Source organism: Rhodococcus sp. IEGM 1379, assembly GCF_030056815.1.
In the GTDB taxonomy this organism is placed as follows: domain Bacteria; phylum Actinomycetota; class Actinomycetes; order Mycobacteriales; family Mycobacteriaceae; genus Rhodococcus_F.
Map to the genome: position 1 here is coordinate 18,124 of NZ_JASHKR010000040.1, position 26,392 is coordinate 44,515.

Genomic DNA, 26,392 nt, shown 5'->3' on the forward strand with positions numbered 1-26,392 from the left:
CAATGGCTCAGCCTGGAGATACCCCGCACAAGGCCGCATCCGGCCGGGTCAGAGGGCGCTTCTGGTGGCTGAAATACGTCGTCGGGCTGGCCTTGATCGCTTTGCTGATTGTCGAGGGAACCATCCTCTGGCCCAACTTCAGTGAATCGTGGCGCACGCTGACGGAAATCCATTGGGGTTGGGTTGCAGCGTGCGTCGGCGCACAAGCTCTGTCGCTGAGCGGCTATGCATCGGTTCAGCAGAGGCTCCTCAATGCTGCCGGGGTGGTGGTTGGGCACGCCCGGAACCTCTCGGTCATCTACGCGAGTACTGCGATGGCCCTGACCTTGCCTGCGGGGCAGGTGTTCTCGACAGCTTTCACATACAAACAGACCCGCAAGTGGGGTGCGACGCCGGTAATCGCCTCGTGGCAGTTGGCGATGTGTGGTGTAATCGCGGCTGCGACTCTGGCTCTTCTCGGCGCCACGGGCGCGTTGGCTTTCGGTACCAAGGTCAGCCCGATCACGATGACCATCTCGATGATCGGTGTGGCACTCATATTTTTCGGTCTGCGGTACATCGCGCAGAATCCCGGCAGCATCGAGCGCGTCGGACATTGGGTTCTCGCCCGATACAACAACTTTCGCGAGAACCCGGCGGACCGTGGAATGGCGCGTTGGTCCGAGATTCTCATTCAACTGGATTCGGTGGAACTAAGCCGCACCGATACCGTTGTCGCTTTCGGATGGTCGGCAATTCATCGTGTTGCCGATGTGGCGTGCCTCGGATTCGCATGCTGGGCCGTTGGTGCAGAGCCCTCGTTTGCCGGACTGCTGATCGCTTTTGCCGCAGCCAAGGCCGTCGGAAGCATTCCGCTGGCACCCGGCGGATTGGGCTACGTGGACACAGCATTGATCACGGCGCTCACCATCGCCGGAGCCACTGGCGCGCAGGCAATCGCGTCCGTATTCGTCTACCGCATGGTGAGTTTCGTGCTTGTTGTTGCGGTGGGTTGGATCGTTTTCCTGATTTCGTTCCGCGCAACTCGTCACGACGACGCCGAGATGGCTATCGAGTTCGAGCGCCGCGAACAACCGGGCGCTTAGCCGCGCAACGCTGCCGCCATGTCGTCGAGGTGCTCGCGACTGATTCGTAGCGCTTCTTCGGCATCACCGGCTTCGATGGCATCAACCGACTTTCGGTGCTCGTCAGCGTCGGGCTGACTCTGTGGATGCAGATCGAGCACTCCGATCAATTCGATCAGTGCGGTTCGTAGCCGCGGAACAATTGTCTCGAAGAGTTCCGACAACACGGGATTGTGCGCGGCTTCGACCACGGCTCGGTGGACTGCGATGTCTGCGTCCACGAAGGTTGCGTCATCCGAGTCGGCGGCCGCTGCTCTCCCCTCAAGAGCCGCCGCATCGCTTCGATATCCGAGTCATCACGCCTCCGAAAGGGTGGGATCGCTTACCTGCTGGCGTCCGAATACGGCGTCGAACTCCCCCGGCGCCTGCAGATCGACTTCGCGTCACGCGTATAACTCGAAACCGACGGTTCCGGCTCGAAAATGACCGCTGAACAGCTGTGGAACCTACTGTTGCGCGAGTACTGGTACAACGGAGGAATGCGCCGATACTCGGTGGAACACACTACGGACGGAGACAACCTGTTCGTCGTTCTGGATCGCGACGGCCATGAGGTCACCGCCGAGTCCTGCGCGTCCGGACCGGTCGAATCGCGTCCGGACCGGTCGAATCACTGTGCAATATCTTGACCGAACAGGGATCGGCCGTTGAAGTTCTCTCCCTCACGCAGCATTCACTGCCTGGCAACCCGGCGTCGTCCGGCAATGCACATTCTGCTGTGACGATCACCGAGTGCGTGGTCAACGGGGTTCAGCGGTGGGGAGTGACTGTCCATCAATCCGTCACGGCGTCGGCACTGCACGCGGTGTACGCAACGACCCATACAATGTGATGCAAGCCACTCGGGGTTGCGGAAGAAATCCCGAAGGTTCATAGTTGAACCTACAAGCAATTGAATATTCAACTACTTATCAAGGAGTTTCGATGACCACCACCTCCACCACCTTGCCCGCATTGACCCCCGGAACCTGGGTCATCGACACCACCCACTCAGCCGTCGCCTTCTCCGTTCGCCACCTCGTCGTCTCCAAGGTCCGCGGCACGTTCGACGAGTTCTCCGGCACCATCACCGTCGGCGAGGACGGCACCGCTTCGGTCGAGGCCGAGATCTCCGTCGACTCCATCAACACCAAGAACGAGCAGCGCGACGGCCACATCAAGTCCGCTGACTTCTTCGACGCCGAGAAGTTCCCGAAGGCCACCTTCAAGTCCACGGACATTCGCGCCAAGGGCAGCGACTTCGTGCTCGTCGGCGACTTCTCGCTGCACGGTGTGACGCGTCCGATCGAGCTCAATCTCGAGTTCAACGGCGTCAACCCGGGCATGGGCAACGGCCCGGTTGCCGGCTTCGAAGCCACCACCGTCATCAATCGCCGTGACTTCGACATCTCCATCGACATGCCCCTCGAAGGCGGCGGAGCGGTTGTCGGCGACAAGATCACCCTCACCATCGAGATCGAAGCCGGCCTGCAGGCTTAAGGCCTTCGGCCCTGTGCGCCCTTTTGGTAGTGACCGCTACCGAAAGGGCGCACAGTCGTATGGTGGACGGCGTGAAGAAGCACGCACTCCCCCTCCTGATCGATGCCGTTATCGTGATCGTGTTTTGCGCAATCGGCCGCCAGACCCACGAAGAGTCAAACGCTCTCGCGGGTCTGCTGAAGACCGCATGGCCATTCCTTACCGGCCTGGTGATCGGCTGGTCCGCCACGTTCGCGCTCTACCGCGACAAGTTCGACGCCACTCTCCTGATCCCCACCGGTATCGTCGTATGGCTCTCTACAGTCATCCTCGGCATGGCGCTGCGAGTGCTCAGCGACCAGGGCACGCAGTTCAGTTTCATCATGGTGGCGACGCTTTTCCTCGGCGCATTTCTTCTCGGTTGGCGGGCGCTGGTTCCGGTGGTCGCAAAAACTCGCGCGAGGTCGTAACCGTGTCGACGGCCTCGAACTACCCGAAATGTCCGTTTACGTAGGACACTTTTCGGATGAGCAATACTACGGAGCCCGTCGAACGTAGCGAAAAAGAAGACCGAGGGTTCTTCGGACAGCCATTTGCGCTGGCCAACCTCTTCGGTGTGGAGATGTGGGAGAGATTCTCCTTCTACGGGATGCAAGGCATCCTGATCTACTATTTGTACTACAGCGTCAGCGACGGCGGCCTCGGCATCAGCCAGGCCGCCGCGACCAGCATTGTCGGCGCCTACGGCGGCACCGTCTATCTATCCACAATTCTGGGCGCCTGGGTTGCAGACCGCCTGCTCGGCTCCGAACGGACGTTGTTCTACAGCGCTTCGCTGATCATGGCCGGCCACATCGCACTGGCGGTGTTCCCCGGCTTATGGGGCGTCGGCATCGGCCTGGTCATGGTCGCGTTCGGCAGTGGTGGGCTCAAGGCAAACGCGACGTCTCTGGTCGGAGATCTGTACTCCGAAAAGGACGAACGTCGCGACGCCGGATTCTCCATCTTCTACATGGGCATCAACATCGGCGGGCTGGTCGGTCCGCTATTGACCGGTGCGGTGCAGAAGGAATGGGGATTCCACGCCGGGTTCGCTCTCGCAGCCGTCGGCATGGCGCTGGGTCTGATCCAGTACACGTTGGGCCGCAAGCATCTTCGCGGTATCGGTGAAGTCCCGGGTAATCCGCTCCCCCCGGAGAAGCGTCCGGTCTACATCGGTATCGGCATTGTTGCGATCATCGTGGTGGCCATCGCTTCGGTCACCGGGTTGATCCGAGCGGAGAACATGTCCGACATCGTGGTCGGTCTGACCATCATCGCGTCGGTCGGGTACTTCCTGCTCATGCTGACCAGCAAGAACATCACGAAGGTCGAACGCAGTCGGGTATTCGCGTTCATTCCGATGTTCATTGCCAGCGCGGCCTTCTGGTCACTGTTCCAACAACAATTCACGACCGTGCCCGTCATCTCGGACAAACTGTTGGACCGCAACCTCTTCGGTTGGGATTTTCCGCCAACCTGGGTGCAATCCATCAACCCGGTGTTCATCATCATCTTCGCCGGCGTCTTCGCGGCGATGTGGACCAAACTCGGGCCACGTCAACCGTCGTCGCCCATCAAGTTCGCAATCGGGACCGGCATCATGGGTCTGGCATTTCTGGCCTTCATCCCCATCACCGGCGGTGGACCGAACAGCGCGCCACTCCTCGGACTGGCGGGAGTTCTACTGCTCTTCACCTTCGCGGAACTGTTCCTCTCCCCCGTCGGTCTTTCTCTCGCAACCAAACTCGCACCGGAGCATTTCCACACCCAGATGGTCGCGTTGTTCTTCCTGTCCGTTGCGTTGGGCACCTCGATGGCGGGAACTTTGGCGGGCTACTTCGACATCGACAACAGCAAACCGTTCTTCCTGGTCATCGGATTCGCATCGATCGGAATCGGAGTCATTCTCGCGGTCGCGTCGCCGTGGATCAAGAAACTGATGCAGGGCGTGCAATAGCTATTTGACCCACAGCCACAGCGCCAGAGCGAATCCCGCCATTGCCACTGCCACTCGCAGTACCGATGGCGGGATTTTCTTGACGACGGGTGGGCCGCACCAACCACCGGCCAACGCGCCCAGAGCCATCGCCAGCGCAGCGACCCAGTGCACTTGTCCGGAGAACGCAAAGATGAGTGCTGCAACCAGATTCGCGATACCGAGGAAGAAGCTCTTCAGGATTGTTGCACGCCACACTGTTTCGGACGTGAGGATCAGGGTTGCCGCAAGAAAGATCACGCCCGCGCCGGCACCGAAGTAACCGCCGTAGACGGCAACGGCAAACAATGCCGCGGAGTAGATTCCCGGATGCTCGCCCCCACCGGTAAGCTCACGAATTTTCGGCTGCACTAGCAACGCCAGTGCCGCGAAAGCAACCATCGCCGGTACGACGGACTCGAATGATCCCTCCGGCGCAAACATCAGAATCAGTGCTCCGACGATACCGCCGAGCGCCGAATAGATACCCCACCGAACAAGCTTGGGCCCGGTATCGGCAACCTCACGAGAGGAGTTCGCCAGCGCTCCGACACCAACGGCAACCAGCGCAACGGTATTGGTCATGTTGGCGCTGACGGGCGACAGTCCGACACTGAGTAATGCAGGATACGAAACGATGGATGCCAGTCCGGTGACAAATCCGACGAGTCCGCTGAAAAATCCCGCTACGACGAGGAATCCGAAATCGAGCAGGTTCACAAATCATGAACCTACCCGGCGCAACTACCTACTTGTCGGCAGGCTTGCCAAGCTCCTGAAGGAGCTTCTCCGTCATCTGCATAGCCCGATCCCCACCGTCCGCGTCAGCGACGAGAACAGCAAACGCCAGATCGCCCCGGGATCCGAAGAACCAGCGATCGTCGCCGCTCGCAGCCCCGGCCGCAATCAGATCGGGGTACCCCACCAGCCCACCGGCGCCGCGCATGGAGTCGCGAAGACGGTTGTTCACGTCGGCCGGCAACGGGGATGCGGCGACGTCAGTAGTGGCCGGCTGACCGAACACCATCATCGGCGTCGGAGCACTGCCGCGTGCGATAGATGCTGCGAGCATTGCCATTCCGAACGGGGTGACCTGCGGATCGCCGGTGTTCGCTGTCTTGTTCGACGCCAGAATGTTGCTGACGGACTGATTGCTACCGGGGCGGTCGGACGCAAATACGGCCGTCTGTTGGTCCAAGCCGGGGATGTTGAATCCGTTGCCCAGGCCGAGTTGCTGCGCGGTATCGGTCAGTTGTTCCGGGGACACTGCGCGGGGGTCGACGCCGTTCTTAACGGAGGCGGCGAGCCGGACGAGGTCGAGGGCGCCCCCGGCCGGACGTAGCCCGGTAAATGCGATCGGCCCCTGTTCGATTGCCTGATTGTTCTGTGCTGCAGCAAGAATCGCACCGTCGGAGGGCCGGATCGCGACGATCGCTGCGGGAGTTCCGGCACTGACGACAGCCTCGATAGCTGCGAGTTGTGTGTGGGAGTCCAAGGTTGCAGCTACATCAGGACCGGGAGGCCCCTGGAAGCCGGCCTGCTTTGTCGGCGCACCGCCCGAATCCACGAGGTTGACTGCCCAACCTGCGGTGGCGTCGCGGTTGGCCTGCCAGACAGTGCGCAGCGGATCCAGGAGCGGCGAGCTGATGCGCCTGTCCGACGCGATCAACTTGGGCGTCTTGACGACCACAACGCCGGGGATGGCGAAGTCGCTTTCGAGATAGGCATAGTCGGGGTCGCGTAGCAGTACTGCGGTGACCTGCTTGCCGGGGTTCGCCGCGAGGTCGGCAAGCATCGATTCCGACGTCACGAGCGGAGCGACGGGTTCGATGACTTTCGCGAGTCGTGTGGTGGTGTCGACGGGATCGGGCATTGTTGCCGGGTCGAGGGTGATGGCGTTGATGGTCTGCTCGTTCATGAGCAGAGCGCCGCCGGCGTCGACGACTTTGGGCGGCGCCGCATCGGTCCGGGTGTAGGAGACTGTGCGTCCATTGCCGAGGCCGGGGACGATAACGGCAGGATCCCAGGACAAGCGCCAACCGACGGAGAGGTCGCGGACTTCGCCTTGCGACTGGTAGGTCCAGTCTTTGCCTTCGCCGAAGTTCCAGGCGGCATCGAGTGTGAAGAATGCGGAGTCGCTACCGAGGTCCATAACCTGTGCGACGTCGAAATCTGTCGACTTCGCGTCGAGTCCGTCGAACATCTGCGCGATCGATGCGCGGGCGGCGTTGGGGTACGAGGTGAGGTCGGCGGCGGCGTCGATGTCACGATTATTGAGTGCATTGACAAAATCTTCGACCACCGAAGCGGCATCGGTCTTCTTGTCCCCCCCGACGACGCACGACGCGAGCGCCACTGTCATCACGACAGCAGCTATCGACGCGATGACATATTTCCCACGACGGCTTATCTGTGCTCCGGTCCCCATTTCAGCAACTCTTCACTCCAGTCACACCGGTAACAAGCACGGGATGCCTACGAACGTGTCACGGTTGAGCCACGGAGGCGTCATCGAACTGCAACCGCAATGAGGTTTCAGCGCAGAAAAGTACCGGCTACCTGCACAGCAGGCGCGGAGCTGTCGGCTCCGGCAATGAACACCGCAAATGCCAAATCTCCCTTGATCCCGACAAACCATCCATGGGCGGGTCCCCCGTCCACTTCCGCTGTTCCGGTCTTGCCCAACAGTCCGTCGATGTCCGCGAGCGAGGTGGCCGTTCCACCCGTGACGGTCTCACGCATCATCGTCCGCAACTGTTCGGTCACCGCGGACGGAGCGGGCGCAACAGTCTGATCGGCGACGCCTGGTTGCCCCTTCACAAGCATCGGAGCCGGCGTCGCACCATGCGCGATCGACGACGCGACCAACGCCATCCCGAACGGCGTGGCAGTAACTGAGCCCTGCCCGATCGCGGACTCGACACGCTCGGCCGGAGTGTTCGCGTCGGGAACCTTTCCGGTCACCGTCGTCAGGCCCGGGGTGACATAGTCGACGCCCAATCCGAATTGCAGGGCCGCGTTATGCAGAGCGTCGGCGGGCAGTCCGACGGCGAGCCTCGCCATCGTGGTGTTGCACGACTTCGCAAATGCGGTGTGCAGCGGTACTGAGCCGAGGTCGAACTCGTCGTCGTTGGGAATCTGCCGGCCCTCGATGTTCTCGGTCCCGGGGCACGACAGGATCGTGTCGGGAGTCGCGACACCGGCTTGCAGCGCGGCCGACGTCGTCACGGTCTTGAAGGTCGATCCCGGCGGGTACAGACCGGTCAAAGCAATCGGCCCCTGAGCATCTGCAGCCGAATTCTGCGCCACTGCCAGAACTGCACCGGACGACGGTTGCAATGCAACGATCACTCCCGGCTGAGTGACCCCGGCAAGTGCGTTTTCGGCGGCCAACTGAAGGTTTCGATCGATCGTGGTTGCAATGTTCGGGGCGACCGGGCCGTCCTGCCCGGCGAGAGTCGTTGCAGCGCCGTTCTCTTTTACCAGTTGCACCGCCCAGCCGGCAGATTTGTCCTGACCTTGCTGCCACAGATCCGCAAGCCCACTGAATGTCGGCGACGAAAGAGCCTTGTCGACGGAAAGCAGCCGTGCCTGCGGCGCCAGCGTCACACCGGGTACAGCAACCAGTCGATCTTCAATGGGTGCAAGGTCTTCCGCGCGAAGGGTGACGGCGGTGACAGGTTTGCCGGCGGCAGCGGCGAGGTCGCTGCGCAAGGAGCCCGAGGTGATGGTCGGTGCGATCGGCGACAGAAGTGCCGCTACAGCAGCGGTATCCGCGGTGGGATCGAGATTCACCAGGGTCACCACTTGTTGCTCCAGGATGGGCTGGCGGGCGGAATCGAGAACGACGGGCGGTGCGCCCGTAGTGGGCGTGTATCGAAGGGTCGTCGATGCCGTTAGATCCGGGGCGAGCAACGTCGGGTCCCATTGGATCAACCAGTTGTCGCCGCTTGCCGATGCGCTCCCGTGCGTCGAGTACGACCAGTCCTGCCCTTCGGCGAACTTCCAGGATGCGTCCAGGGTGAAGGTGCCGGCGTTGTCGCTGGATTCTTCGGCATCCGAGACTGTGAACGTGCCCTCGTCCTTCCCCAGTCCGTCGATCATGGCTGTGATCGCCGTGGATGCTGCAACAGGATCCGTGGTGAGGTTGGCGGCAGTCTGAACATCGTCTGCGGTGAGCGCCGACGCGAACTGCTCGGCCACTGATCGCGGCTGGTCAGGGCCATTACTGCAGGCGACGACGCTGCCCGTTATAGCTGCTCCCAGCGCCACCGACGCTAGGGCTCGTCGGATCAAACTGCGGTGGGTATCGACTCTGGACTGGCGCACATTCTCGATCATGCCCGAATTTATGGCGAACCTTCGAATATCGGTGTAATCATGTAATCAGTGCAATAAGCACTACCGACGACTTCTCAGGAGAACGTCATGAAAAATTCACACGGCCCCGGCGAGCGCGGATTCGGTCGCCCGGGAGGTTGGCAACAAGCTTCGGTTCCCGACGCCGGTGACGCGGCCGACTGGTTTGCCGGCCGACTCCCCGACACCTGGTTCACCGGCCCCGCCGATGTTCAGGTGGACCGCGAGGAAATTGTTGTCCTCGGAGAACTACCGCCGGTCGACGGCGGAGAAGCGGCTGCCGAGGGGCGTATCTCTCGCTTCCGTGAAACCACGCGCGCCGATCGCATGCGTATCGCCGACGAGGCGGAAGCACGATACGGACGCAAGGTCGCTTGGGGCGTGAAACTCGACGAAAAGACCTTCCTGTTCACACATCTCGCAGTTCCGGTGATGACGAGGTTGCGGCAACCCGAGCGCAAGGTTCTCGACACATTGGTCGATGCGGGTGTGGCTCGATCACGTGCTGACGCCCTCAAGTGGACGGTTCGCTTGGCAGGCCAACACAGCGAACAGTGGCTCGCGGAATTACGGGACGCGATGTCGAAGGTCGAAGACCTGCGAGCGGAGGGCCCAAAGATCTGAGAGGAGATCCACACAACAATTCAATTGCCGAGACCAACTGCTACCAAGTAGCGTTGACGGCGAATCGCAAGCGTCCGCGCCAGCGGTGAGCGCATCAAACGCAAGTCGAACGAATAGGAAACGGGCCGTTGCTCATCTAGAGGTTTGTTACGCGAAGGCATCCACACCCATCAGCCGCGGCTGAGCCGGGTGGTTCCCCGCATCCTCTGGAGTACGTATGACCCATTCTCGTTCATACCTGGCGCTTTCCGATCTCACCTTCACCTGGCCTGACGGCGAGCAGGTTTTCGCCAGCCTCAACCTCGTATTTCCCAGCGGCCGAGTCGGTCTGGTGGGACTGAACGGATCCGGAAAGTCGACACTGTTGCGCCTGATTGCAGGCCAACTGACACCGGATTCCGGCTCTGTCAACGCTTCCGGCGAGATCGGGTATCTGCGCCAAGACATTACGTTGGACCCTGACGTCCGTGTCGATGACATCCTGGGCATTCGCGATCTGCGAAAGGCTTTGCACCGCATAGAAACCGGCGATAGCACAGAGTCCGATTTCTCCCTGGTCGACAACAACTGGGATATCGAGGAACGTGCGATCTCCACTCTGTATCGCCTTGGCCTCGAGCGCGTTGTACCCGATATCCAAGCCTTGGGACGCACGGTGGGAACTCTGTCCGGCGGCGAGACAGTACTACTCGGCCTCACGGCTGCACTACTGCAAAATCCGCAGGTACTGCTGCTGGATGAGCCGACTAACAACCTGGACCGCGAGGCCCGCGGCAGGGTTCACGATGCAGTGCAACAGTTTCCGGGAACCGTCGTGGTCGTGAGCCACGACCGGGAATTGCTGAACAGCATGGAGTTCACGGTCGAATTGCGGCGCGGCAATCTCCGAGTGTTCGGCGGCAACTACTCGATGTATCAGGAAATAGTTGCTGCCGAACAGGAAAACGCCCAGGCTGCTGTTCGAGATGCCAAGACCGATCTGGCAAAACAGAGCCGCGAACTGATCGAGACACGAATCAAACTGGACCGTCGAAAGCGGTACGGACAGAAGATGCTCGACGAAAAGCGTCTGCCACCTATTCTGGCGCAGACTCGCAAGCGTAAGGCCGAGGTTTCCGCCGGAAAGTTGGCGGTCAGCCACATCGGAAAGGTCGACGACGCCAAGTCTGCCCTCACCGATGCCGAGGACTTGCTTCGGGACGACCGTGAAATTCGGCTGAATCTTCCTGCCACCGAGGTATTTCCAGGTCAGCAGGTGGCTGCGCTGGACGAGGTGACACTGCGTAGCGGCCAACAAGTGTCGCTGCAGATCACCGGACCCGAACGCATTGCGATAGTGGGGCGCAACGGAATCGGCAAGACAACACTGCTCGACGCACTGGCTGTATGTGGTCTACGGCTTCCCTACCGCGCTCTGCCACAGAGACTGGACGTGTTCGACAATGACCTGTCGGTTGCCGACAACGTCGCGCTGGCTGCGCCGCACGCAACCAGTGAGGAAATCCGCGGACAGCTGGCTCGATTCCTTTTCCGCGGAACAGATTCCGATGTACTGGCGTCGGCCCTGTCCGGCGGCGAACGCCTTCGCGCCGCGCTGGCTACTATCCTTCTGGCGCAGCCGGCACCGAAACTCCTTCTACTCGACGAACCGACCAACAACCTGGATCTGCCGAGCCTCGCTCACTTGACGCAGGCTCTACAAGATTTCCGGGGCGCACTTGTAGTTGTCAGTCACGATCTCCCGTTCCTGCGGGACATCGGAATCACCCGCTGGATCAGTATGGATGAGAACGGGATTCAAGAAATCGACCCCGAGTAGCCCGACGCACGGTTCACGTCCATACTGGATCAGTGATGCAGGATGTGAGGAACCCGGTCGACGGCACCCGTATCGCCTACCAGGTCGTGGGGACGGGCACTCCCCTGCTGATGGTGCACGGCACGGCCCTGTCCCACTCGATCTGGCGGGGATTCGGCTACGTCAAAACCCTGCAAGAGCAGTATCGACTGATCCTGGTCGACATGCGTGGTCATGGTCGCAGCGACAAGCCACACGATTCCGATTCTTATGCAATGGATCTGGTGGTCGCGGATCTACTCGAAATCCTCGATACCGAATCACCGTTCGAACCCTCACATGTCTTGGGGTACTCGTTCGGCGGCCGCGCTGCCCTCTCACTGACGATCGAGCATTCCGAACGGATCCGATCGCTGACCGTCGGCGGTGGTAGTAGCCGGCCCATGACCGGAGCGTTCGACGCTCTGTTCTTCCCGGGTTGCGTCGACGCTCTCGAACGCGGCGGTATGGACGGATTCCTCGAAGGTTGGGGCATCAGGCGCGGTAAGCCTGTCGATCCGCAGACTGCTGCGGCGTTCCGTCGCAACGATGCGCTGGCGTTGGCTGCGTACATGCGACGGTCGGATGTCGAACCTGGAATCGACGACGCCGTTCTTCGCGCCCTGACTACCCCGACGTCAATGTTTGTCGGCTCGAAAGACCGGGAGCGGCGCCCCGATACCGAGTACGCCGCCTCCCTGATCCCTGATTGTTCGTTGACTGTTATCGAGGGCACTGATCATGCAAGTGCCGTCGCAGCCTCCGAAGCTGTTCTGGCGTCGCTAATTCCGTTTCTGAGCCAGAACTAGCCCAACAGACCCTTCGCTAGCCCAATAGCCCCTTCGCGATGTGCGTGACCTGGATTTCGTTGCTGCCGGCGTAGATCATGAGCGACTTCGCGTCGCGCGCCAGCTGCTCAACGCGGTATTCCGCCATGTAGCCGTTGCCACCGAACAACTGGACGGCTTCCATCGCGACCTCGGTTGCAGCGCGCGATGAGTACAGCTTCATTGCCGATGCCTCCGCCAGGGTCACCTTGTCGCCGGCTGCAGTGCGTTCGATTGCGTTGAAGACCATGTTCTGCACGTTGATTCGCGCAATTTCCATCTCGGCGAGCTTGAGCTGAATAAGCTGGAACTGCCCGATTTCACGGCCCCACAGCTTGCGCGACTTCGCGTAGTCGATGCTCAACCGGTGGCACTCGTTGATGATGCCCAATGCCAGGGACGCGATACCGATGCGCTCGGCAGCGAAGCTTTCCTTGGCACTGGACTTTCCGTCGGACTTTCCGCTGTCTTCGGTTTCGCCGAGGAGGCGGTCCTTGGAGATGCGCACGTTGTCGAAGAACAACTCGCCGGTGGGCGAGGAGTTCATGCCCATCTTCTTGAAGGGAGCGCCCTGCGTGAAGCCTTCCATACCCTTGTCGAGGATGAACGCGAGAACCTTGCGGTCGCGGCGATCGACGGACGCGTCGCCGTCGTCGAGCTTGGCGTAGACGATGGTGACGTCGGCGTACGGACCGTTGGTGATGAAGGTCTTGTTGCCGTTGAGGATGTAATCGTCACCGTCGCGTCGTACGTAGGACTTCATGCCCCCGAAGGCATCCGATCCGGAGTCGGGTTCGGTAATCGCCCATGCACCGACGGTGTCGAACGTGACCAGCCCGGGCAGCCAGCGTTCCTTCTGGGCCAGGGTGCCGCGGCTGCGGATGGTTCCGGCGGTCAATCCGAGGCTCACACCCATGGTGGCGACGAGGCCGAGGGTGACGCCGGCCAGTTCGCTGTTGAGTACAACGCCCATGCTGCCGGCGCCACTGAAGGCGCTGGACTTCTCACCGTCACCGGCGGGAGCGTCGCCACGCTCACGGGCGAGCGACTTCTCGAGGCCTTCGCGTGCCATGTCGGCCAGTCCGAAGGTCGCGTACAGCTTGCGGATGATGTCGAAGGGAGGCTGTTCACCACTTTCGAGCTTGTCGACGTGTGGGCGCACCTCCTTGTCGATGAAGCCTCGCAAGGCGTCGCGGAACATCAGGTCGGTGTCGGACCACTCGTACATGTGCCTGCACTCCAGTCAGTGAACGATCAGGGTCGACTGCCGGGGAGCAGTCATACACCGAATATAGAACACGTTCCAATTGCAGGAAAAGAAACTCAGCTGATCAGCCCCATACGCTGCGACAACCATGTCAGTTCATTCTGGAGAGCGGCCGACCACACGACAAAGCTGTGGCCTCCGGGCAGCTCGAGGTACTTCACATCCATACCCGCAGCTTTGGCCGCGTCGTAGATCTTCTGCTGACCGGGCTTGAACTCGTTGTCGTCGGAACCGACCACAACGATTCCGCCCGAATTCGGGAACTTCCGTCCCGCCAGAATGTCCATCGGGTTGACCTTCTTGAACGCGGCTTCGTTGCCACCGAATATCTGGTCGACAGTGCGCGCGCGGTCGCCCAGCGAAGGCTCGAACTGACCGGAGAGGTCGAAGAAGGTCGGGTAGACGTCGGGGAAGTTGGTCGCCATCTGCAGCGAGCACGTTCCGCCGTAGGAGAGTCCGCCGATGGCCCAGGCCTTCGGATTCGTATCTACCTGGAACGCTGCGGTCACAGCCGCCGGTAGATCCTTGGCCAGGTACGTCGCGACATTGCCGGCGGGGGAATCGGTACACAACGGATTTGCGAATTGAGTACCGGTGGCGTCGGCCATAACAACGATCGGTGCCAGCCCGCCATGTTGGTGCGCAAAGGAATCCATTGTGGCGGTGAGCTTCCCACCCTGTAGCCAGTCTTGCGGACTCCCAGGTTGCCCCGCCATCAACACCAGAACCGGAAGCAGTGGACGCGGATCAGTGAAGTACGACGGTGGTAGGTACACCTCCGCGTCGCGGGCGACAAATCCTGAAACCGCGCCGGGGACAGGCAAAGTCGCGACCCGACCGCGAGTCGTCATGCCTTCCGGCGCTTTCCACACGGTGTCCGTAGGATTTCCGGTGACGACCGGGGTTGTCGGTCCGGGTACGTCACTGAGAGCGATTCGGTCAAAATCGTCGTGGCCCAGCACAATTCCAACCGTCGGATAGGCCGAGAACTCCAGATTGATCTGCGTCGCAGCTGCGAGAACAACCAGCAACGCTGCCACCACGGAGACAGCGGCACTACGAATGTTCCCACCCGCCTTGATACGTGGGCCGAGAAGCAGCAGCGCGTACACGCCCATCCCGATCCACACGTAAATCGACATCGCGATCGGATCGGGGAAAGGCACGATCACCTTTTCCACCAGGATCCACGCTGCAACCATGATCAGGAACGCAGCGAACCCGCAGACGGGGATCGCGTAGCGGTAGAACCACCGTGCCTTCCCACTCAGTAGCCACACTCCACCGAGCGCCCCCAGCGCCGTCAGGACCACGGGCAAGAGCCCCGAGATCACACTCGTTTGATAGAGCCAGTCCACGTCGCGCCTCTCGCGTGAAGAAATGTCGCTCGCTCGAGGCTAGTACCCTGATGCAGGTGACATTCATCAAGGTCTGTGGACTTCGCGACGCCGATACCGTCGATCTAGCTGTGCGACTGGGCGTCGACGCCATCGGTTTTGTGTTCGCCGAGAGCGTCCGCAAGGTCGATCCCGCGCTGGCGGCAGATCTCATTGCACGGGTACCCGCAAGCATCAGAGCGGTCGGCGTATTTCTGGGCAATCCCCTCGATCAGATCCTCGACATCGCCCGGGCCACCGGGCTGAAGTACGTCCAGATCCATGATCTCGATTCCGCCGAGCAGGTCCAGAGTCTGCACGACGCCGGACTCCTCGTGATTCGCGCAGTTGTTTCCGGCAAGGTGCGCGACGGGTACAACCTCGATCTGGGTGAGGACGAACTCCTGATCGACGGCACCGACGCCGGTTCCGGAGTGCCGTGGGACTGGGCGCAGCAGCAATCACGCCCGCAGGGGCATTGGATTCTGGCCGGCGGACTCAACCCGGACAACGTACGGGCGGCGTTGGACGCCACCGGAGCTTGGGGCGTCGACGTGTCCAGTGGCGTCGAATCCTCGCGGGGAGTGAAGAACCATGTGTTGATCGAAAACTTTGTCGCAGCAGTGCGCAACTGACTTCGTGAACACCATCACGCCAGACATCGACGCCGCTCAACGGCGAACCCTTCGAGTATTGGTAGCAGCCCAGATCCTCAGTGGAGCAGGGTTGGCCGCCGGCATCACCGTCGGAGCGCTCCTGGCGCAGGACATGCTCGATTCGACGGGCCTCGCCGGCCTCCCCAGTGCCCTGTTCACCATCGGATCAGCTGCTGCGGCAGCCACCGTCGGCAGGCTTTCGCAGCGGCTCGGGCGTCGCGCCGGACTCGCGAGCGGATATGCCGTCGGCGCACTCGGCAGTCTCGGCGTCGTAGCTGCTGCCGCCTTGGACAACATTCCACTGTTGTTCATTGCGCTCTTCGTCTACGGGGCCGGAACGGCAACCAACCTCCAAGCCCGTTATGCCGGAGCTGATCTCGCAGCCCCCGCTCACCGGGGACGAGCCGTCAGTACCGTCCTGGTCGCAACCACCGTCGGCGCAGTGATCGGCCCCAATCTCGTGACCGTCCTCGGTGATCTCGCCGAAGCGATGTCGATTCCCCGCCTCGCCGGGCCGTTCATGCTCGCGGCACTCGCGTACGGTGCCGCCGGACTAGTCCTCTGGGTGCTCTTGCGTCCCGACCCACTGATCCTGGCGAGGACAATTGCCGACGACACCGAGAGCGACGACGCGCCCTCACTCACTTCGGTCCCGACATCGACGTGGACCAGTGCCGTGGCACTCGGCACGACGATCATGGTCCTGTCCCAGTTGGTCATGGTCGCGATCATGACCATGACGCCGATCCACATGCAGCATCATGGGCACGGGGTCGGCGCCACTGGCATCGTGATCGCTGTGCATGTCGCCGCGATGTATCTCCCCTCACCGCTGTCGGGGTTCCTGGTCGACCGCTTCGGACCCCGCATCGTCGCAGTCGCATCAGCGGTGACACTTCTTGCTGCCGGAATCACCGCCGCGGTTGCGCCCACCGATTCGGTATTCAGCCTCGCCTTGGCGCTCGGCCTACTCGGCCTCGGCTGGAGTTTCGGTTTGGTCAGTGGAACGACCATCATCACCGGAGCCGTCCCCCTGAGTGCACGCGCTAAAACTCAAGGCACGGTAGATGTCTCTATCGCCATCGCCGGTGCCGGCGGCGGACTGGCATCCGGATTCATGATGGCGTCAACCAGCTACGCCACTCTCGCGATTGCGGGTGGTGCGATCTCTCTGGCCATCATCCCGGCGATAGCCTTTTTCACAAGGCTGCCCACGCGCTCAGCACAGTCCGAATCCCCGTCACCAACTGCAAAGGCTGATCGATCATAACGTGATGGCCGGCGTCGGGAATCTCGGCGATGATGGATTCGGGCCCGAGCAGCGTGCAGATATGACTCATCAACTCTTCGGAGACAATCCCGTTTTCCGCGCGGAAATATGCTGTGCGACAACGAGTACCTCCACCCAGCGCCTCCTCCACTCCTACCCGCAGGAAGAAGTTCGGATCGAATTTCCACGACCATCCGCCGTCCACGGCCACCATCGAGGTTTCCGCCACATGGTCACGGATACAAGGCAATCCCGCATCCTGCGATGGAACAAAACGAAAGCGTGACTTCGCATCTTCGCGGGTCGGATAGACCTTCTTCGGCCCAAAGGCGTTCTGACGTCGGGCAGCTTCTTCTTCCGGTGTCCTCGCACGCAAGGGAGAATCGATGATGACAACGCCGCCGAGATCGTCGCCGTACAGGTTCGAGGCTACAAACGAGACGATGCCACCCATACTGTGTCCCACAAGGATCGGCTTTCCTTCGATCCCACCGGCCCGGCCGGCAGCGAGCGCTTCACGCCCCCACTGTGACATCGAATAGGTTTCGCGGGTGTCACTGTCCCCGTGCCCGGTCATGTCGAGGGCGACAACTCGGGTTCCGGCAGCCAACTGCGGCCCGATGTGATCCCACCACCTGCTGTGCGCAGCGCCTCCGTGAACCAGGACGATTCCCGGCCCGACCGGACCCCAGGCGCGGAATCGTACGGTCGCACCCTCAACCTCCAGGGTGCCCGTCTCGACCGGCGCTGACAACGCCTTCGTGAACCAGTCGGGCACTGCAAGCACTTCTTCGATGTTTGTGTTGCTCATCGATCGAACATACCCATACGAGGCGAACCGTCCGGAACCCTTCCCTGGTTGCCACCCGATCGCCTATATTGAATCCGGCCTCAAGTTCAACTGACCTGCAGAGAGGGACACATGCGCAACCGTCAAGTACGCCTCGCCGCCCGACCAACGGGACTTCCCGACGCCTCCACCTGGGACTACGTGGATGGCGATATTCCGGTCGCCGGCCCCGGCGAGTTTGTCGTCAAGGTCGAATACCTCTCCCTCGACCCTGCAATGCGCGGTTGGCTCAACGACGTCAAGTCGTATGTTCCGCCCGTAAAACTCGGTTCCGTCATGCGCGCTCACGGCGTCGGGCACATCACCGACTCTGCGCACCCCGACTACAAGGTCGGAGATGTTGTCGCCGGATCGTTCGGCGCCTCCGAATACGGAATTTCCGACGGCGCCGACGTCACGCGTGTCGACGAGTCGATCGCTCCCCTACCGACCTGGCTCGGCGCACTCGGATTCCCCGGCGTGACAGCCTACTTCGGGCTGCTCGACGTCGGAAAGCTGAAGGACGGCGACACCGTTGTCGTATCCGGTGCCGCCGGCGCCGTGGGCAGCCTCGTCGGACAGATCGCAAAGATCCACGGCTGCAAGGTGATCGGTATCGCCGGCGGTCCGGAGAAATGCGCTTGGCTGACCGACGAACTCGGTTTCGACGTCGCCATCGACTACAAGAACGACTCCGTCTACAAGGCTCTGCGCGCTGCAGCACCCGACGGAATCGATGTGTACTTCGACAACGTCGGTGGCGAGATCCTCGACGCTGCGCTCTCCCGTCTGCGCTTGCACGCCCGCGTGGTCATCTGCGGCGCCATTGCCGGATACAACGCCACCGAACCTCAACCCGGCCCGTCGCACTACCTTTCACTGCTTGTAAACCGGGCAACGATGGCAGGGTTTGTAGTGTTCGATTACCTCGATCGATACTCCGAGGCGCAGGAACAGATCGGAAAGTGGATCAAGAGTGGCCAATTGACTGCTCGTGAACACATCGTCGACGGCGGCATCGACGCTTTCGGAGACAGCCTCAATCTACTGTTTGCGGGTGCGAATACCGGAAAGCTTGTCCTGCGGGTGTAGGTGAGTCCTCACCCAGTCGCGGCGGCGCCGTCCGGTAGGTCGCCGGGGTGACACTCAGACCGATCGGGTTGGCTACCTGCCTGATCGGTTCTGAGCGCCGCGGATCCTCGATTTTCACAACAGGATTCAGGTTCAACCGCTCGGCTAGGTCCACTGCCTCGGCAATGTTGTTGAGCGGTCCACAGGGAACCCCTCGTTCGGTGAGCTTCTCGAACCAGAAATCCGCGTCCCCGGCCGCGAGTGCAGTGGTCAGGGCATCGAAGAGTTCTTCTCGATGCGCGACGCGTGAGCCGTTGGACATGAATCGAGCATCAACAGCCAATTCCGGGATACCCAGAACCTCTAGCAGCGCACTGAATTGGCGATCGTTGCCCACCGCCAGCACCAGCGGACGGTCCGCAGTCTCGAATACCTCGTACGGTGCCACACTGGGATGCCGATTACCCATGGCTTGCGGAACTACTCCAGCCGCAACGTATCCGGACGACTGATTGGCAAGTGCCGATAGCGACGACGACAACAGGTTGACTTCTACATGCTGCCCTTCACCGGTTCTATCCCGATGACGCAGTGCCGCAAGAATTCCCACACTCGCATGCAGGCCGGTGATGACATCGACCAGCGCGACGCCGGCCTTGGTCGGAGTCTGCGGATCCGGCCCGGTGATACTCATCAGTCCGCCGACCGCCTGGATCAACAGGTCGTATCCCGGTAGCGAATTGTTGCCTCCGAAGCCACTGATCGAGCAGTAGACAACACCCGGATTCATTTCTCGCGCAGCGTCGTAACCGAGTCCGAGCCGATCCATGGTGCCGGGTAAAAAGTTCTGCACAACGACGTCCGCGGTGCGCACCAGGTCTTGTGCGATCGACAGATCATGTTCGTCACGCAGGTCCAACGTCACCGACTTCTTGTTCCGATTCACCGACAAGTAGTAACTGGACTCACCGTCCACCCACGGCGGCCCCCAAGCACGGGTGTCGTCACCGACTCCGGGGCGTTCGATCTTGATCACCTCGGCGCCCAGATCCGCGAGAAGCATTGTCGCGTAGGGACCGGCGAGCACGCGCCCGAAGTCTGCGATCACCAATCCGTCGAGCGCGCCGGCAGAACTCAACGGAATGCTTCCTCTCCGGTCAACGCGCGGCCGATCACCAATTGATGCACCTCGGACGTGCCTTCATAGGTGAGCACGGATTCGAGATTGTTGGCATGGCGAATGATCGGGTATTCGAGAGTGATGCCGTTGGCACCCAGGATGGTTCGGCATTCGCGAGCGATCTTGATTGCTTCACGCACGTTGTTCAGCTTGCCCGTGCTGACCTGCTCGGGCCGCACAGTGCCGGCATCCTTGAGCCGTCCGAGATGGATGGCAAGCAACTGCCCCTTGCCCAATTCGACTGCCATGTCGGCAATCTTGGCCTGAGTGAGCTGGTAGGCAGCCAACGACTTGTCGAAGACCTTCCGATCACGCGCATACGAGATGGCCGTCTCCAGGCAGTCACGCGCTGCGCCCATCGAACCGAAGATGATGCCGAAGCGCGCCTCGTTGAGGCAGCCCAACGGACCGGACAGGCCACGAGCCTTGGGCAGCATCGCCGACGCCGGCAGACGCACGTCTTCGAGTACAAGTTCGGAAGTAACCGAAGCCCGAAGCGACATCTTGTTCTTGATCTCGGGAGCCGAGAAGCCGGGAGCGTTTGTGGGAACGACAAATCCGCGCACACCGTCGTCCGTTCGCGCCCACACCACAGCCACGTCGGCGATGGAACCGTTGGTGATCCACATCTTGGTGCCGTTCAGAATCCAGTCATCGCCGTCTCGCTTGGCATTGGTGAGCATGCCGCCGGGGTTCGATCCGAAGTCAGGTTCCGTCAGACCGAAGCAACCAATGGCTTCACCGGTCGCCATGCGAGGCAGCCATTCATTCTTCTGCTCTTCGCTGCCGTTGTGATGAATCGCGAACATCGCCAACGAACCCTGGACCGACACGAGACTGCGAATACCCGAGTCGACGGCTTCGAGTTCCTGGCACGCCAACCCGTAGGCAGTGGCACTCATCCCGGCGCAGCCATAGCCGTCCAGGTGCATGCCCAGCACTCCCAAAGATCCCAGTTCCTGCGCCAACTCCCGCGCCGGCAGTGCGGCGTCCTCGAACCACTGCCCGATGTGCGGACGGATGCGACTATCGACCATCTTCCGAACGGTGTCGCGAATCGCGATCTCCTCGGCGTCGAGCAGAGTATCGATGGCAAAAAGTTCTGACAGGGACTGCGGCGTGGTCACGGGACCTCCATAGGGGAATCTTGAACCTTCTTGACAAACAACGCGAGAACGATTGTGCAATCGTTTGCATCACCTAGAGTAGAGACCGACCACGCACCCGTCAATCCCCGAATTCGTACCAGGAGCCCCACCCTTGATGTCGCCTCATCCGTCTGACCGCAGCAGTGGACGTCCGCCCACACTGCGAGAAATCGCGGACAAGGCCGGAGTCCACACCTCGACGGCGTCGCGCGTCCTACGGCAGTCCGAACCCGTCGACGGGTGGTCCGACTCGGCTCGGCGCGTGCGCCAAGTTGCCGAAGACCTTGGTTACCAACCGAATCTGTGGGCCGCCAGCCTGCGAACACGCAAAACCACGACGATCGGCGTGGTCATGCCGAGACTCACCGACGGCGTCGTCGCCACCATGTTCGAAGGCATCGAAGAGGCCGCTACTGCAGCCGGCTACTCGGTTCTGCTGTCCAGCCCACCCGACGACGTGGATGCGCAACGCAAGGCCGTCGAGTTCCTGATCAGCCGCCAGGTCGACGGCCTCATGCTCAGCAGCATTCACCTGCCGGGGACGGATTTTGTGGAGTCACTCCCGGTTCGTTCGCTCCCGGTTCTGCTCCTCAACCGACACATCGATGTCGGACTCCCCTATGTCAGCGGCGATGATCGTCGCGGTGGGTATCTCGCCGGAAAACACCTGCTCGACTGCGGTTATCGGGACCTCGGGATAATCGCCGGACCCGACCACGCCAGCACTTCTCGCGAGCGCGTCGCCGGATTCCGGGATGCGCTCACCGAAGCCGGGCTGGAACTGCCGACGAACCGGATTGTTGCATCGGACTTCGAGGTGGACGGCGGTGTGCGAGCGGCAGCCAAGCTACTGAGCGGCACAACGCGTCCCGACGCGATTTTCACAGTCAGTGACACCATCGCCATCGGCGTTCTCGGCGTTGCCCGCGACCTCGGTCTGAGCATTCCCGACGACCTTGCGCTGGTGGGCTACAACGATATTCCCGTCGTCTCGCAACTTCCCGTCCCGCTCACGACGGTACGGTCACCCGCCCGCAAGATCGGTGCGACCGGAGTCGGCCACCTGCTGTCCCTCATGGGAGGGAAGAGCGTCGAATCGGTGAAACTTCCGGTCGAACTGATCGTGCGGGCGTCGACCCAGACTCGTTGAGCTCTACCAAACCTCGCTTTACCAAACTTCGGATTCGCCAATTCCCAACTGACGCGCGTAACGCGCATTCAAATCATCCCACCCGTATTCACGCGCCTTGGCTCCCACGACGGGACCGAACGGCGAACCTGCGAGCAGTGCGTCCAGCACGTCGAAGCACAGGTGCCAGCCCGCCGCCAACGCCGAAGCCATGCCCTCAGCCCTCGAACGCTGGGTCAGCACAACGTGGGTACCACCTTCGACGGGAGTGAGTTCCCAGATCAATTCGTCTGGGCCCCATTCATGTTCAAGCCGGCGAGACTCTTCTACCACCCGCACGGACACCGGCAATGACATGTCCGGGCTTCCGTCTTCCGAGAGCATGATGATGACTGCTTCTCCGACGCTGCTCAGATCACGATCAGCCGTGTACGGCGACCACTGCGCCAACATTTCCGGATCGGTTACCGCCGCCCACACCTGGTCCACGGGATGGGGCAACGTTCGAGGAAAGGTAACGACGGTGTCGTCGCCGTCGACGCTCACCGTGACGTCGGACAGGCCACTGGGCTGATATTGCTGGGCACTCATAGTTCGATCCTAGAGATCGAACAGTTCCGACGCAGCTGCGAGGCTCTGCGGGACCACCGGAAACTTGGCCGCTGCAAGGTCGTGCCTGGCTCCCTCGAATTCGACCAGCTTCGTCTCGGCCGGGATCAGAGTCAGTGCCGACCGCATTTCGTCGGTAGTTGCAAACTCGTCCTTCGAACCATGAACCACCACAGTCGGTGTGCGGAGCAGTGGAAGATGCTCGATACGCAGCTTGTCCGGCTTCTTCGGCGGATGCAATGGATAGGACAGCAATATCAACCCGTCCACCAGACCGGGATTCTCGGCGGCAAGCATCGACGCCTGTCGTCCACCGTACGAATGCCCGCCGAGAAGGAGCGGACCGACCGTGGCGTAATCACTACGAAGCATTGCAACAACTTCCGCAATCCCGGCCCGGTCTTCGGCAGCACGCGACGGGTGCGGCGGACCTTTCGGCCGGCGTACCCGGAATGCCAGATCGAACCGAAGAACCTGCACTCCGGCTTCGACAAAGCCTTCGGCCACTGCCTTCAACAACACTGTGTCGCAGTTGCTTCCAGCGCCGTGGGTGAGAGCCAACGTTGCTATCGGATCACTATCAGGACGATGGAGAAATCCTTGCAGTTCACCACGATCGACCGTTTCAAGGGTAGTCATGGCCTCATTCTCGTCCGGCCTTCGCGGGCCTGCTCCACCGCTGCTGTCATTGTTCCCTCGTACGCCGGTCCGTGTCCGGGAAACAGAACGCCGGCGGGTGCTGCCGCTATGTTGCCCAGAGCCTCGTCCGTCGCAGTCCGGTCGTGGTTGAACGGGCACACCAGAAACTGCGGGCCCGCCACCCGTGACGTCGCGTGGCCCGTCACCAGAGCGTCTCCCGACGCAATCACTCCCGCACCGGGAACCAGGTACGCACTGTGCCCGTCGGTGTGTCCATGCGTCGGAATGGGGATGATGCCGCCCGGAACATCCAGGGCGCAACCTTCCGTAAATGCTTGTGCCTGAGGTAGTTTCGCGCCTTTCAATGCGCCGGCACCGATCACCTCGAACAGCCATTTCGGCGCGCCGCGGCGCCACAACAGCAGCGGAATCTTTGCCGGTCCGAGTTGCTGCAGATACTCGCGCCTGGCATGAGCCGTTTCCAACGGGTCCATCAGCACCGGTATGTCATGACGGGTAAGGATGTCCGCGATCCCGCCGATGTGATCGACATGGGCATGGGTGACGAGTACCGACCGAACATCCTCGGTGACGTGGCCGATCTGCTCGATCGACCGTTCCACGTCACCGCCGTTGGCCGGATACCCGCCGTCGATCAGCGTCAGATCAGAACCCTCTTCTACAAGAACCCAATTGGCGTGTCCACACCGAACCAGATAGGTGTTTTCGACACGTGTAATGGACAGTTCTCGAAGTGAGGGCATGACCTACCCTACGAGCTTCTCCTCCAACGCTGCAATGTCTGCGGGTCGAAATCAAGACCAGACAGCCGCTCGATTGATAGTGTTCGCCCGTGCCGGAATCCACAAAGAACACTGTTCGTAGCACAATTCGAGATCGGGCCGAAGCACGCTTGGTCGCAACCGCGTTCGCGCTGCCCACGATGGTCCGGCGGCGGATCACCGGCCCGCCCGTACAGAAGGACGGACTCACACTCCACCCCGACGCTCACATGCTCTTGACACTGTCCAAGGCACGCCCGAGACCTGCACTCTCATCCGAAGCTCATGCACTCGCGGCAGCCCGCGCCGAACTGGCGAGAACAGCCAAAATGATGGCGGGTAAGCCGACCCCCATTCACACCGAGGACATTCTTGTCCGGGGCGCCGACGGGTCGCTACGCGCACGCCTCTACATACCCACCCACGAATCCGGTGCGCTTCTGGTGTTCTTTCATGGCGGCGGTTGGGTACAAGGTGACATCGAATCACACGACGCTCCGTGTCGACTGCTGGCAGAAACGTCGGGAGCCCGCATAGTCTCGGTCGAGTATCGCCTCTCGCCCGAATTCCCCTTCCCCACACCAGTTGACGACGCCTACGCTGCGTACCGGGATATCGTGACGCGCGCGACGGAGTTGGGCACAAATCCCGCGCGCATAGCAGTGGGCGGGGACAGCGCGGGAGGGCATCTCGCTACCGTCGTCGCACTCCGCTCACGTGACGACGGCCATCAATTGCCGGCGGCTCAACTCTTGATCTATCCAGCCACCGACTTTCACGAGAAGTCACCGTCACGAGTAACCTTCGCCGAGGGATTCTTCCTCACGACAGCAAACATCAACTTTTACGAGAGAAGCTTTCTCGGCGTGAACGCAGATCCACTGAATCCTTGGGTGTCACCGCTGCGCGCACCGAATCTGAGCGGCCTTCCTCCGGCAATAGTGGTGACCGCAGGATTCGACCCACTTCGGGACGAAGGCGAGTCATACGCACAGAAGCTGCGGGACAACGGAGTTCGTGTGGTGAGCCGCCGCTACCCGGGCTTCATCCACGGGTTCGTGAACATAGTCGGCCCCAGTGCCACGGCACGCGCCGCGGTTGTCGAGATGGGCGGAATGTTGCGGGCGCTTCTGAACGACAGCGCACACGAGACTAGCTGTCGTCCTCAGCCTTGAGGCACCTACTTCGTAGATGTGGCACTCGTCCACTACCGAGATGACAGGATTTCCCGCACGGTATCGACCACAGGATCAACCGAGAGTTCCGGGCTGATAGCCCGTCGGAGGCCCAAACCGATTCCGACACTATCTCCCGAAGTTGTCCTTGGTCGCCGAGGTCTTCGCTGAGATCGTCGGCTTCGTCATCGGAACCCGGGGTTGGGTCGGCATTGATGCACGCGGTGATCGGCGCCGTCGACGCTCTGGACGTACCACTCCTCGCGCTACTCGGCAGCACCGAGCACTACCCACGTTTCGTTTTTGTCACCAGCGCCGAGGTAGGCATCCAGTCTCCGGAAGCCGAGTGGGGAAACCACTTTCAGATCCGCACACTCTCTACCCATCAGACGGGCACGTTTCGATACGCCACCCCGTTCAACGACGCATAATGTAGGCACGCCTGAGCACCACGTCCAGGTGGAGCACCATCATCGGAATCGGATCGGCGGCAACACTTGTTCTGAGCACCTTCGCCGCACGAACCACCGACGATCCGAGAACCCTGACGTTCGCCGACTTCGCGATCGAGAAGGGCCATTTCGACCCACGCCTGTCATTGGCTTTTCGCATCGCCGAGTATTTCGGAAAACGGGTCGACGACGTCTTCGGGAGTTGAAAACTAGTCGAACCGAAGGCCTAACCGAACGCAAGGTTCAGTCGAACAGTGTCGGTGATGTGCCGTCGTCGGAAGCACTTTCAGCGGGGGCGATTTTCTTCCCACCGCCCTTACGCACGACGGTCAGGGATGTCGTCCGAAGCGACAGCCTGTGCCCGTCACCGTGTTCGAGCAAGGCCATGCCCTGACGAACCTCGACTACCGTCCACGGACCCGCATGGTCGGCTGCCTGTACGAGGTCACCGGACTCCACTTCAGTTGCCATGACCTACTCCTTGTTCGTCGTGTCCTGCACGTTCTCGTTCACATTATCGACGCGGCCACGTAGCGCTTTGCGCGCAGGGTACCTGTGCTGCG

General features: G+C 61.3%; 27 protein-coding genes and 1 pseudogene. 15 read left to right on the forward strand and 13 right to left on the reverse strand.

Annotation, left to right across the window (positions count from 1 at the left end):
* Positions 1-2 precede the first annotated feature (2 nt).
* Positions 3-1,085: a lysylphosphatidylglycerol synthase transmembrane domain-containing protein gene (locus QM600_RS19445; protein ID WP_283263172.1), complete on the forward strand. Its 1,083-nt coding sequence runs from the start codon at positions 3-5 to the stop codon at positions 1,083-1,085.
* On the opposite strand, the pseudogene QM600_RS19450 reads toward QM600_RS19445, so the two are convergent.
* Positions 1,082-1,431 (reverse strand): annotated as a pseudogene (locus tag QM600_RS19450) (FadR/GntR family transcriptional regulator); the annotation flags it as partial. The gene QM600_RS19445 and the pseudogene QM600_RS19450 overlap by 4 nt on opposite strands.
* Before the next feature lie 115 nt (positions 1,432-1,546).
* Here QM600_RS19450 and QM600_RS19455 point away from each other — a divergent pair.
* From QM600_RS19455 to QM600_RS19475, 5 genes are all read left to right on the forward strand, one after another.
* Complete coding sequence (locus QM600_RS19455) at positions 1,547-1,753, forward strand: hypothetical protein (RefSeq protein WP_283263173.1); 207 nt, start codon at positions 1,547-1,549, stop codon at positions 1,751-1,753.
* Positions 1,750-1,956 (forward strand): hypothetical protein, encoded by a 207-nt coding sequence (locus tag QM600_RS19460; RefSeq protein WP_283263174.1) that lies wholly within the window; start codon positions 1,750-1,752, stop codon positions 1,954-1,956. Before QM600_RS19455 ends, QM600_RS19460 begins: the two co-directional genes overlap by 4 nt.
* A gap of 92 nt (positions 1,957-2,048) precedes the next feature.
* Complete coding sequence (locus QM600_RS19465; protein WP_283263175.1) at positions 2,049-2,603, forward strand: YceI family protein; 555 nt, start codon at positions 2,049-2,051, stop codon at positions 2,601-2,603.
* A gap of 71 nt (positions 2,604-2,674) precedes the next feature.
* Positions 2,675-3,052, forward strand: coding sequence for a DUF3054 domain-containing protein (locus QM600_RS19470; protein WP_283263176.1), 378 nt, complete (start codon positions 2,675-2,677; stop codon positions 3,050-3,052).
* A 56-nt stretch (positions 3,053-3,108) separates the two neighbouring features.
* Complete coding sequence (locus QM600_RS19475; protein ID WP_283263177.1) at positions 3,109-4,581, forward strand: peptide MFS transporter; 1,473 nt, start codon at positions 3,109-3,111, stop codon at positions 4,579-4,581.
* On the opposite strand, the gene QM600_RS19480 is transcribed toward QM600_RS19475, so the two are convergent.
* From QM600_RS19480 to QM600_RS19490, 3 genes are all read right to left on the reverse strand, one after another.
* On the reverse strand, positions 4,582-5,319 hold the full coding sequence (locus tag QM600_RS19480) for a sulfite exporter TauE/SafE family protein (protein WP_283263178.1): 738 nt from the start codon (positions 5,317-5,319) through the stop codon (positions 4,582-4,584).
* 28 nt (positions 5,320-5,347) lie between these two features.
* Positions 5,348-7,027, reverse strand: coding sequence for an NTF2-like N-terminal transpeptidase domain-containing protein (locus tag QM600_RS19485; protein ID WP_283263179.1), 1,680 nt, complete (start codon positions 7,025-7,027; stop codon positions 5,348-5,350).
* Positions 7,028-7,134: 107 nt separating this feature from the next.
* Positions 7,135-8,940 carry a penicillin-binding transpeptidase domain-containing protein gene (locus tag QM600_RS19490; protein ID WP_283263180.1) on the reverse strand — a complete coding sequence of 602 codons (1,806 nt, stop codon included), beginning with the start codon at positions 8,938-8,940 and terminating at the stop codon, positions 7,135-7,137.
* 87 nt (positions 8,941-9,027) lie between these two features.
* Here QM600_RS19490 and abmR point away from each other — a divergent pair, with 87 nt between their 5' ends.
* The 3 genes from abmR (at position 9,028) to QM600_RS19505 (ending at position 12,228) form a co-directional block, all read left to right on the forward strand.
* Positions 9,028-9,582, forward strand: a complete 555-nt coding sequence (abmR, locus tag QM600_RS19495) for an ATP-binding transcription factor AbmR (RefSeq protein WP_283263181.1) — start codon at positions 9,028-9,030, stop codon at positions 9,580-9,582.
* A gap of 217 nt (positions 9,583-9,799) precedes the next feature.
* Positions 9,800-11,401 (forward strand): ABC-F family ATP-binding cassette domain-containing protein, encoded by a 1,602-nt coding sequence (locus tag QM600_RS19500; protein WP_283263182.1) that lies wholly within the window; start codon positions 9,800-9,802, stop codon positions 11,399-11,401.
* Between the two features lie 35 nt (positions 11,402-11,436).
* Positions 11,437-12,228 carry an alpha/beta fold hydrolase gene (locus QM600_RS19505; RefSeq protein WP_283263201.1) on the forward strand — a complete coding sequence of 264 codons (792 nt, stop codon included), beginning with the start codon at positions 11,437-11,439 and terminating at the stop codon, positions 12,226-12,228.
* A gap of 16 nt (positions 12,229-12,244) precedes the next feature.
* On the opposite strand, the gene QM600_RS19510 is transcribed toward QM600_RS19505, so the two are convergent.
* Entirely contained in the window at positions 12,245-13,474 is a 1,230-nt protein-coding gene (locus QM600_RS19510; protein WP_283263184.1) for an acyl-CoA dehydrogenase family protein, read from the reverse strand.
* Between the two features lie 95 nt (positions 13,475-13,569).
* Complete coding sequence (locus QM600_RS19515; protein WP_283263185.1) at positions 13,570-14,871, reverse strand: alpha/beta hydrolase; 1,302 nt, start codon at positions 14,869-14,871, stop codon at positions 13,570-13,572.
* Positions 14,872-14,927: 56 nt separating this feature from the next.
* On the opposite strand from QM600_RS19515, the gene QM600_RS19520 reads away from it, so the two are divergent.
* Both QM600_RS19520 and QM600_RS19525 read left to right on the forward strand, forming a co-directional pair.
* Positions 14,928-15,524: a phosphoribosylanthranilate isomerase gene (locus QM600_RS19520; RefSeq protein WP_283263186.1), complete on the forward strand. Its 597-nt coding sequence runs from the start codon at positions 14,928-14,930 to the stop codon at positions 15,522-15,524.
* Between the two features lie 4 nt (positions 15,525-15,528).
* Positions 15,529-16,815 (forward strand): MFS transporter, encoded by a 1,287-nt coding sequence (locus tag QM600_RS19525; RefSeq protein WP_283263188.1) that lies wholly within the window; start codon positions 15,529-15,531, stop codon positions 16,813-16,815.
* On the opposite strand, the gene QM600_RS19530 is transcribed toward QM600_RS19525, so the two are convergent.
* Positions 16,745-17,626, reverse strand: coding sequence for an alpha/beta fold hydrolase (locus QM600_RS19530; RefSeq protein ID WP_283263189.1), 882 nt, complete (start codon positions 17,624-17,626; stop codon positions 16,745-16,747). The two genes, QM600_RS19525 and QM600_RS19530, sit on opposite strands and share 71 nt — an antisense overlap.
* A 111-nt stretch (positions 17,627-17,737) precedes the next feature.
* Here QM600_RS19530 and QM600_RS19535 point away from each other — a divergent pair, with 111 nt between their 5' ends.
* Positions 17,738-18,736 (forward strand): NADP-dependent oxidoreductase, encoded by a 999-nt coding sequence (locus tag QM600_RS19535; RefSeq protein ID WP_283263190.1) that lies wholly within the window; start codon positions 17,738-17,740, stop codon positions 18,734-18,736.
* On the opposite strand, the gene QM600_RS19540 is transcribed toward QM600_RS19535, so the two are convergent.
* Positions 18,684-19,853: a CaiB/BaiF CoA transferase family protein gene (locus QM600_RS19540; RefSeq protein WP_283263191.1), complete on the reverse strand. Its 1,170-nt coding sequence runs from the start codon at positions 19,851-19,853 to the stop codon at positions 18,684-18,686. The genes QM600_RS19535 and QM600_RS19540 overlap by 53 nt on opposite strands.
* Positions 19,850-21,022 (reverse strand): acyl-CoA dehydrogenase family protein, encoded by a 1,173-nt coding sequence (locus QM600_RS19545; RefSeq protein ID WP_283263192.1) that lies wholly within the window; start codon positions 21,020-21,022, stop codon positions 19,850-19,852. Before QM600_RS19545 ends, QM600_RS19540 begins: the two co-directional genes overlap by 4 nt.
* 136 nt (positions 21,023-21,158) lie before the next feature.
* Between QM600_RS19545 and QM600_RS19550 the strand changes: the two genes are divergently transcribed.
* A complete protein-coding gene (locus tag QM600_RS19550) occupies positions 21,159-22,193 on the forward strand; it encodes a LacI family DNA-binding transcriptional regulator (protein ID WP_283263193.1) in 1,035 nt (344 codons plus the stop codon).
* A gap of 18 nt (positions 22,194-22,211) precedes the next feature.
* Here QM600_RS19550 and QM600_RS19555 read toward each other — a convergent pair whose 3' ends face one another.
* The 3 genes from QM600_RS19555 to QM600_RS19565 are packed head-to-tail and all read right to left on the reverse strand — an operon-like array spanning position 22,212 to position 24,184.
* Entirely contained in the window at positions 22,212-22,763 is a 552-nt protein-coding gene (locus tag QM600_RS19555) for an SRPBCC family protein (RefSeq protein ID WP_283263194.1), read from the reverse strand.
* A gap of 9 nt (positions 22,764-22,772) precedes the next feature.
* The gene (locus QM600_RS19560; RefSeq protein WP_283263195.1) at positions 22,773-23,420 is read right to left on the reverse strand and encodes an alpha/beta hydrolase family protein; all 648 of its coding nucleotides are present in this window, start codon (positions 23,418-23,420) and stop codon (positions 22,773-22,775) included.
* The gene (locus QM600_RS19565) at positions 23,417-24,184 is read right to left on the reverse strand and encodes an MBL fold metallo-hydrolase (RefSeq protein ID WP_283263196.1); all 768 of its coding nucleotides are present in this window, start codon (positions 24,182-24,184) and stop codon (positions 23,417-23,419) included. The genes QM600_RS19560 and QM600_RS19565 overlap by 4 nt, the downstream gene beginning before the upstream one ends.
* An 89-nt stretch (positions 24,185-24,273) precedes the next feature.
* Here QM600_RS19565 and QM600_RS19570 point away from each other — a divergent pair, with 89 nt between their 5' ends.
* The gene (locus tag QM600_RS19570; RefSeq protein WP_283263197.1) at positions 24,274-25,377 is read left to right on the forward strand and encodes an alpha/beta hydrolase; all 1,104 of its coding nucleotides are present in this window, start codon (positions 24,274-24,276) and stop codon (positions 25,375-25,377) included.
* Between the two features lie 215 nt (positions 25,378-25,592).
* Positions 25,593-25,808 (forward strand): hypothetical protein, encoded by a 216-nt coding sequence (locus QM600_RS19575; protein ID WP_283263198.1) that lies wholly within the window; start codon positions 25,593-25,595, stop codon positions 25,806-25,808.
* Between the two features lie 264 nt (positions 25,809-26,072).
* Here the strand turns inward: QM600_RS19575 and QM600_RS19580 are convergent, their stop codons facing one another.
* Positions 26,073-26,300, reverse strand: coding sequence for a hypothetical protein (locus QM600_RS19580; protein ID WP_283263199.1), 228 nt, complete (start codon positions 26,298-26,300; stop codon positions 26,073-26,075).
* Positions 26,301-26,392 lie beyond the last annotated feature (92 nt).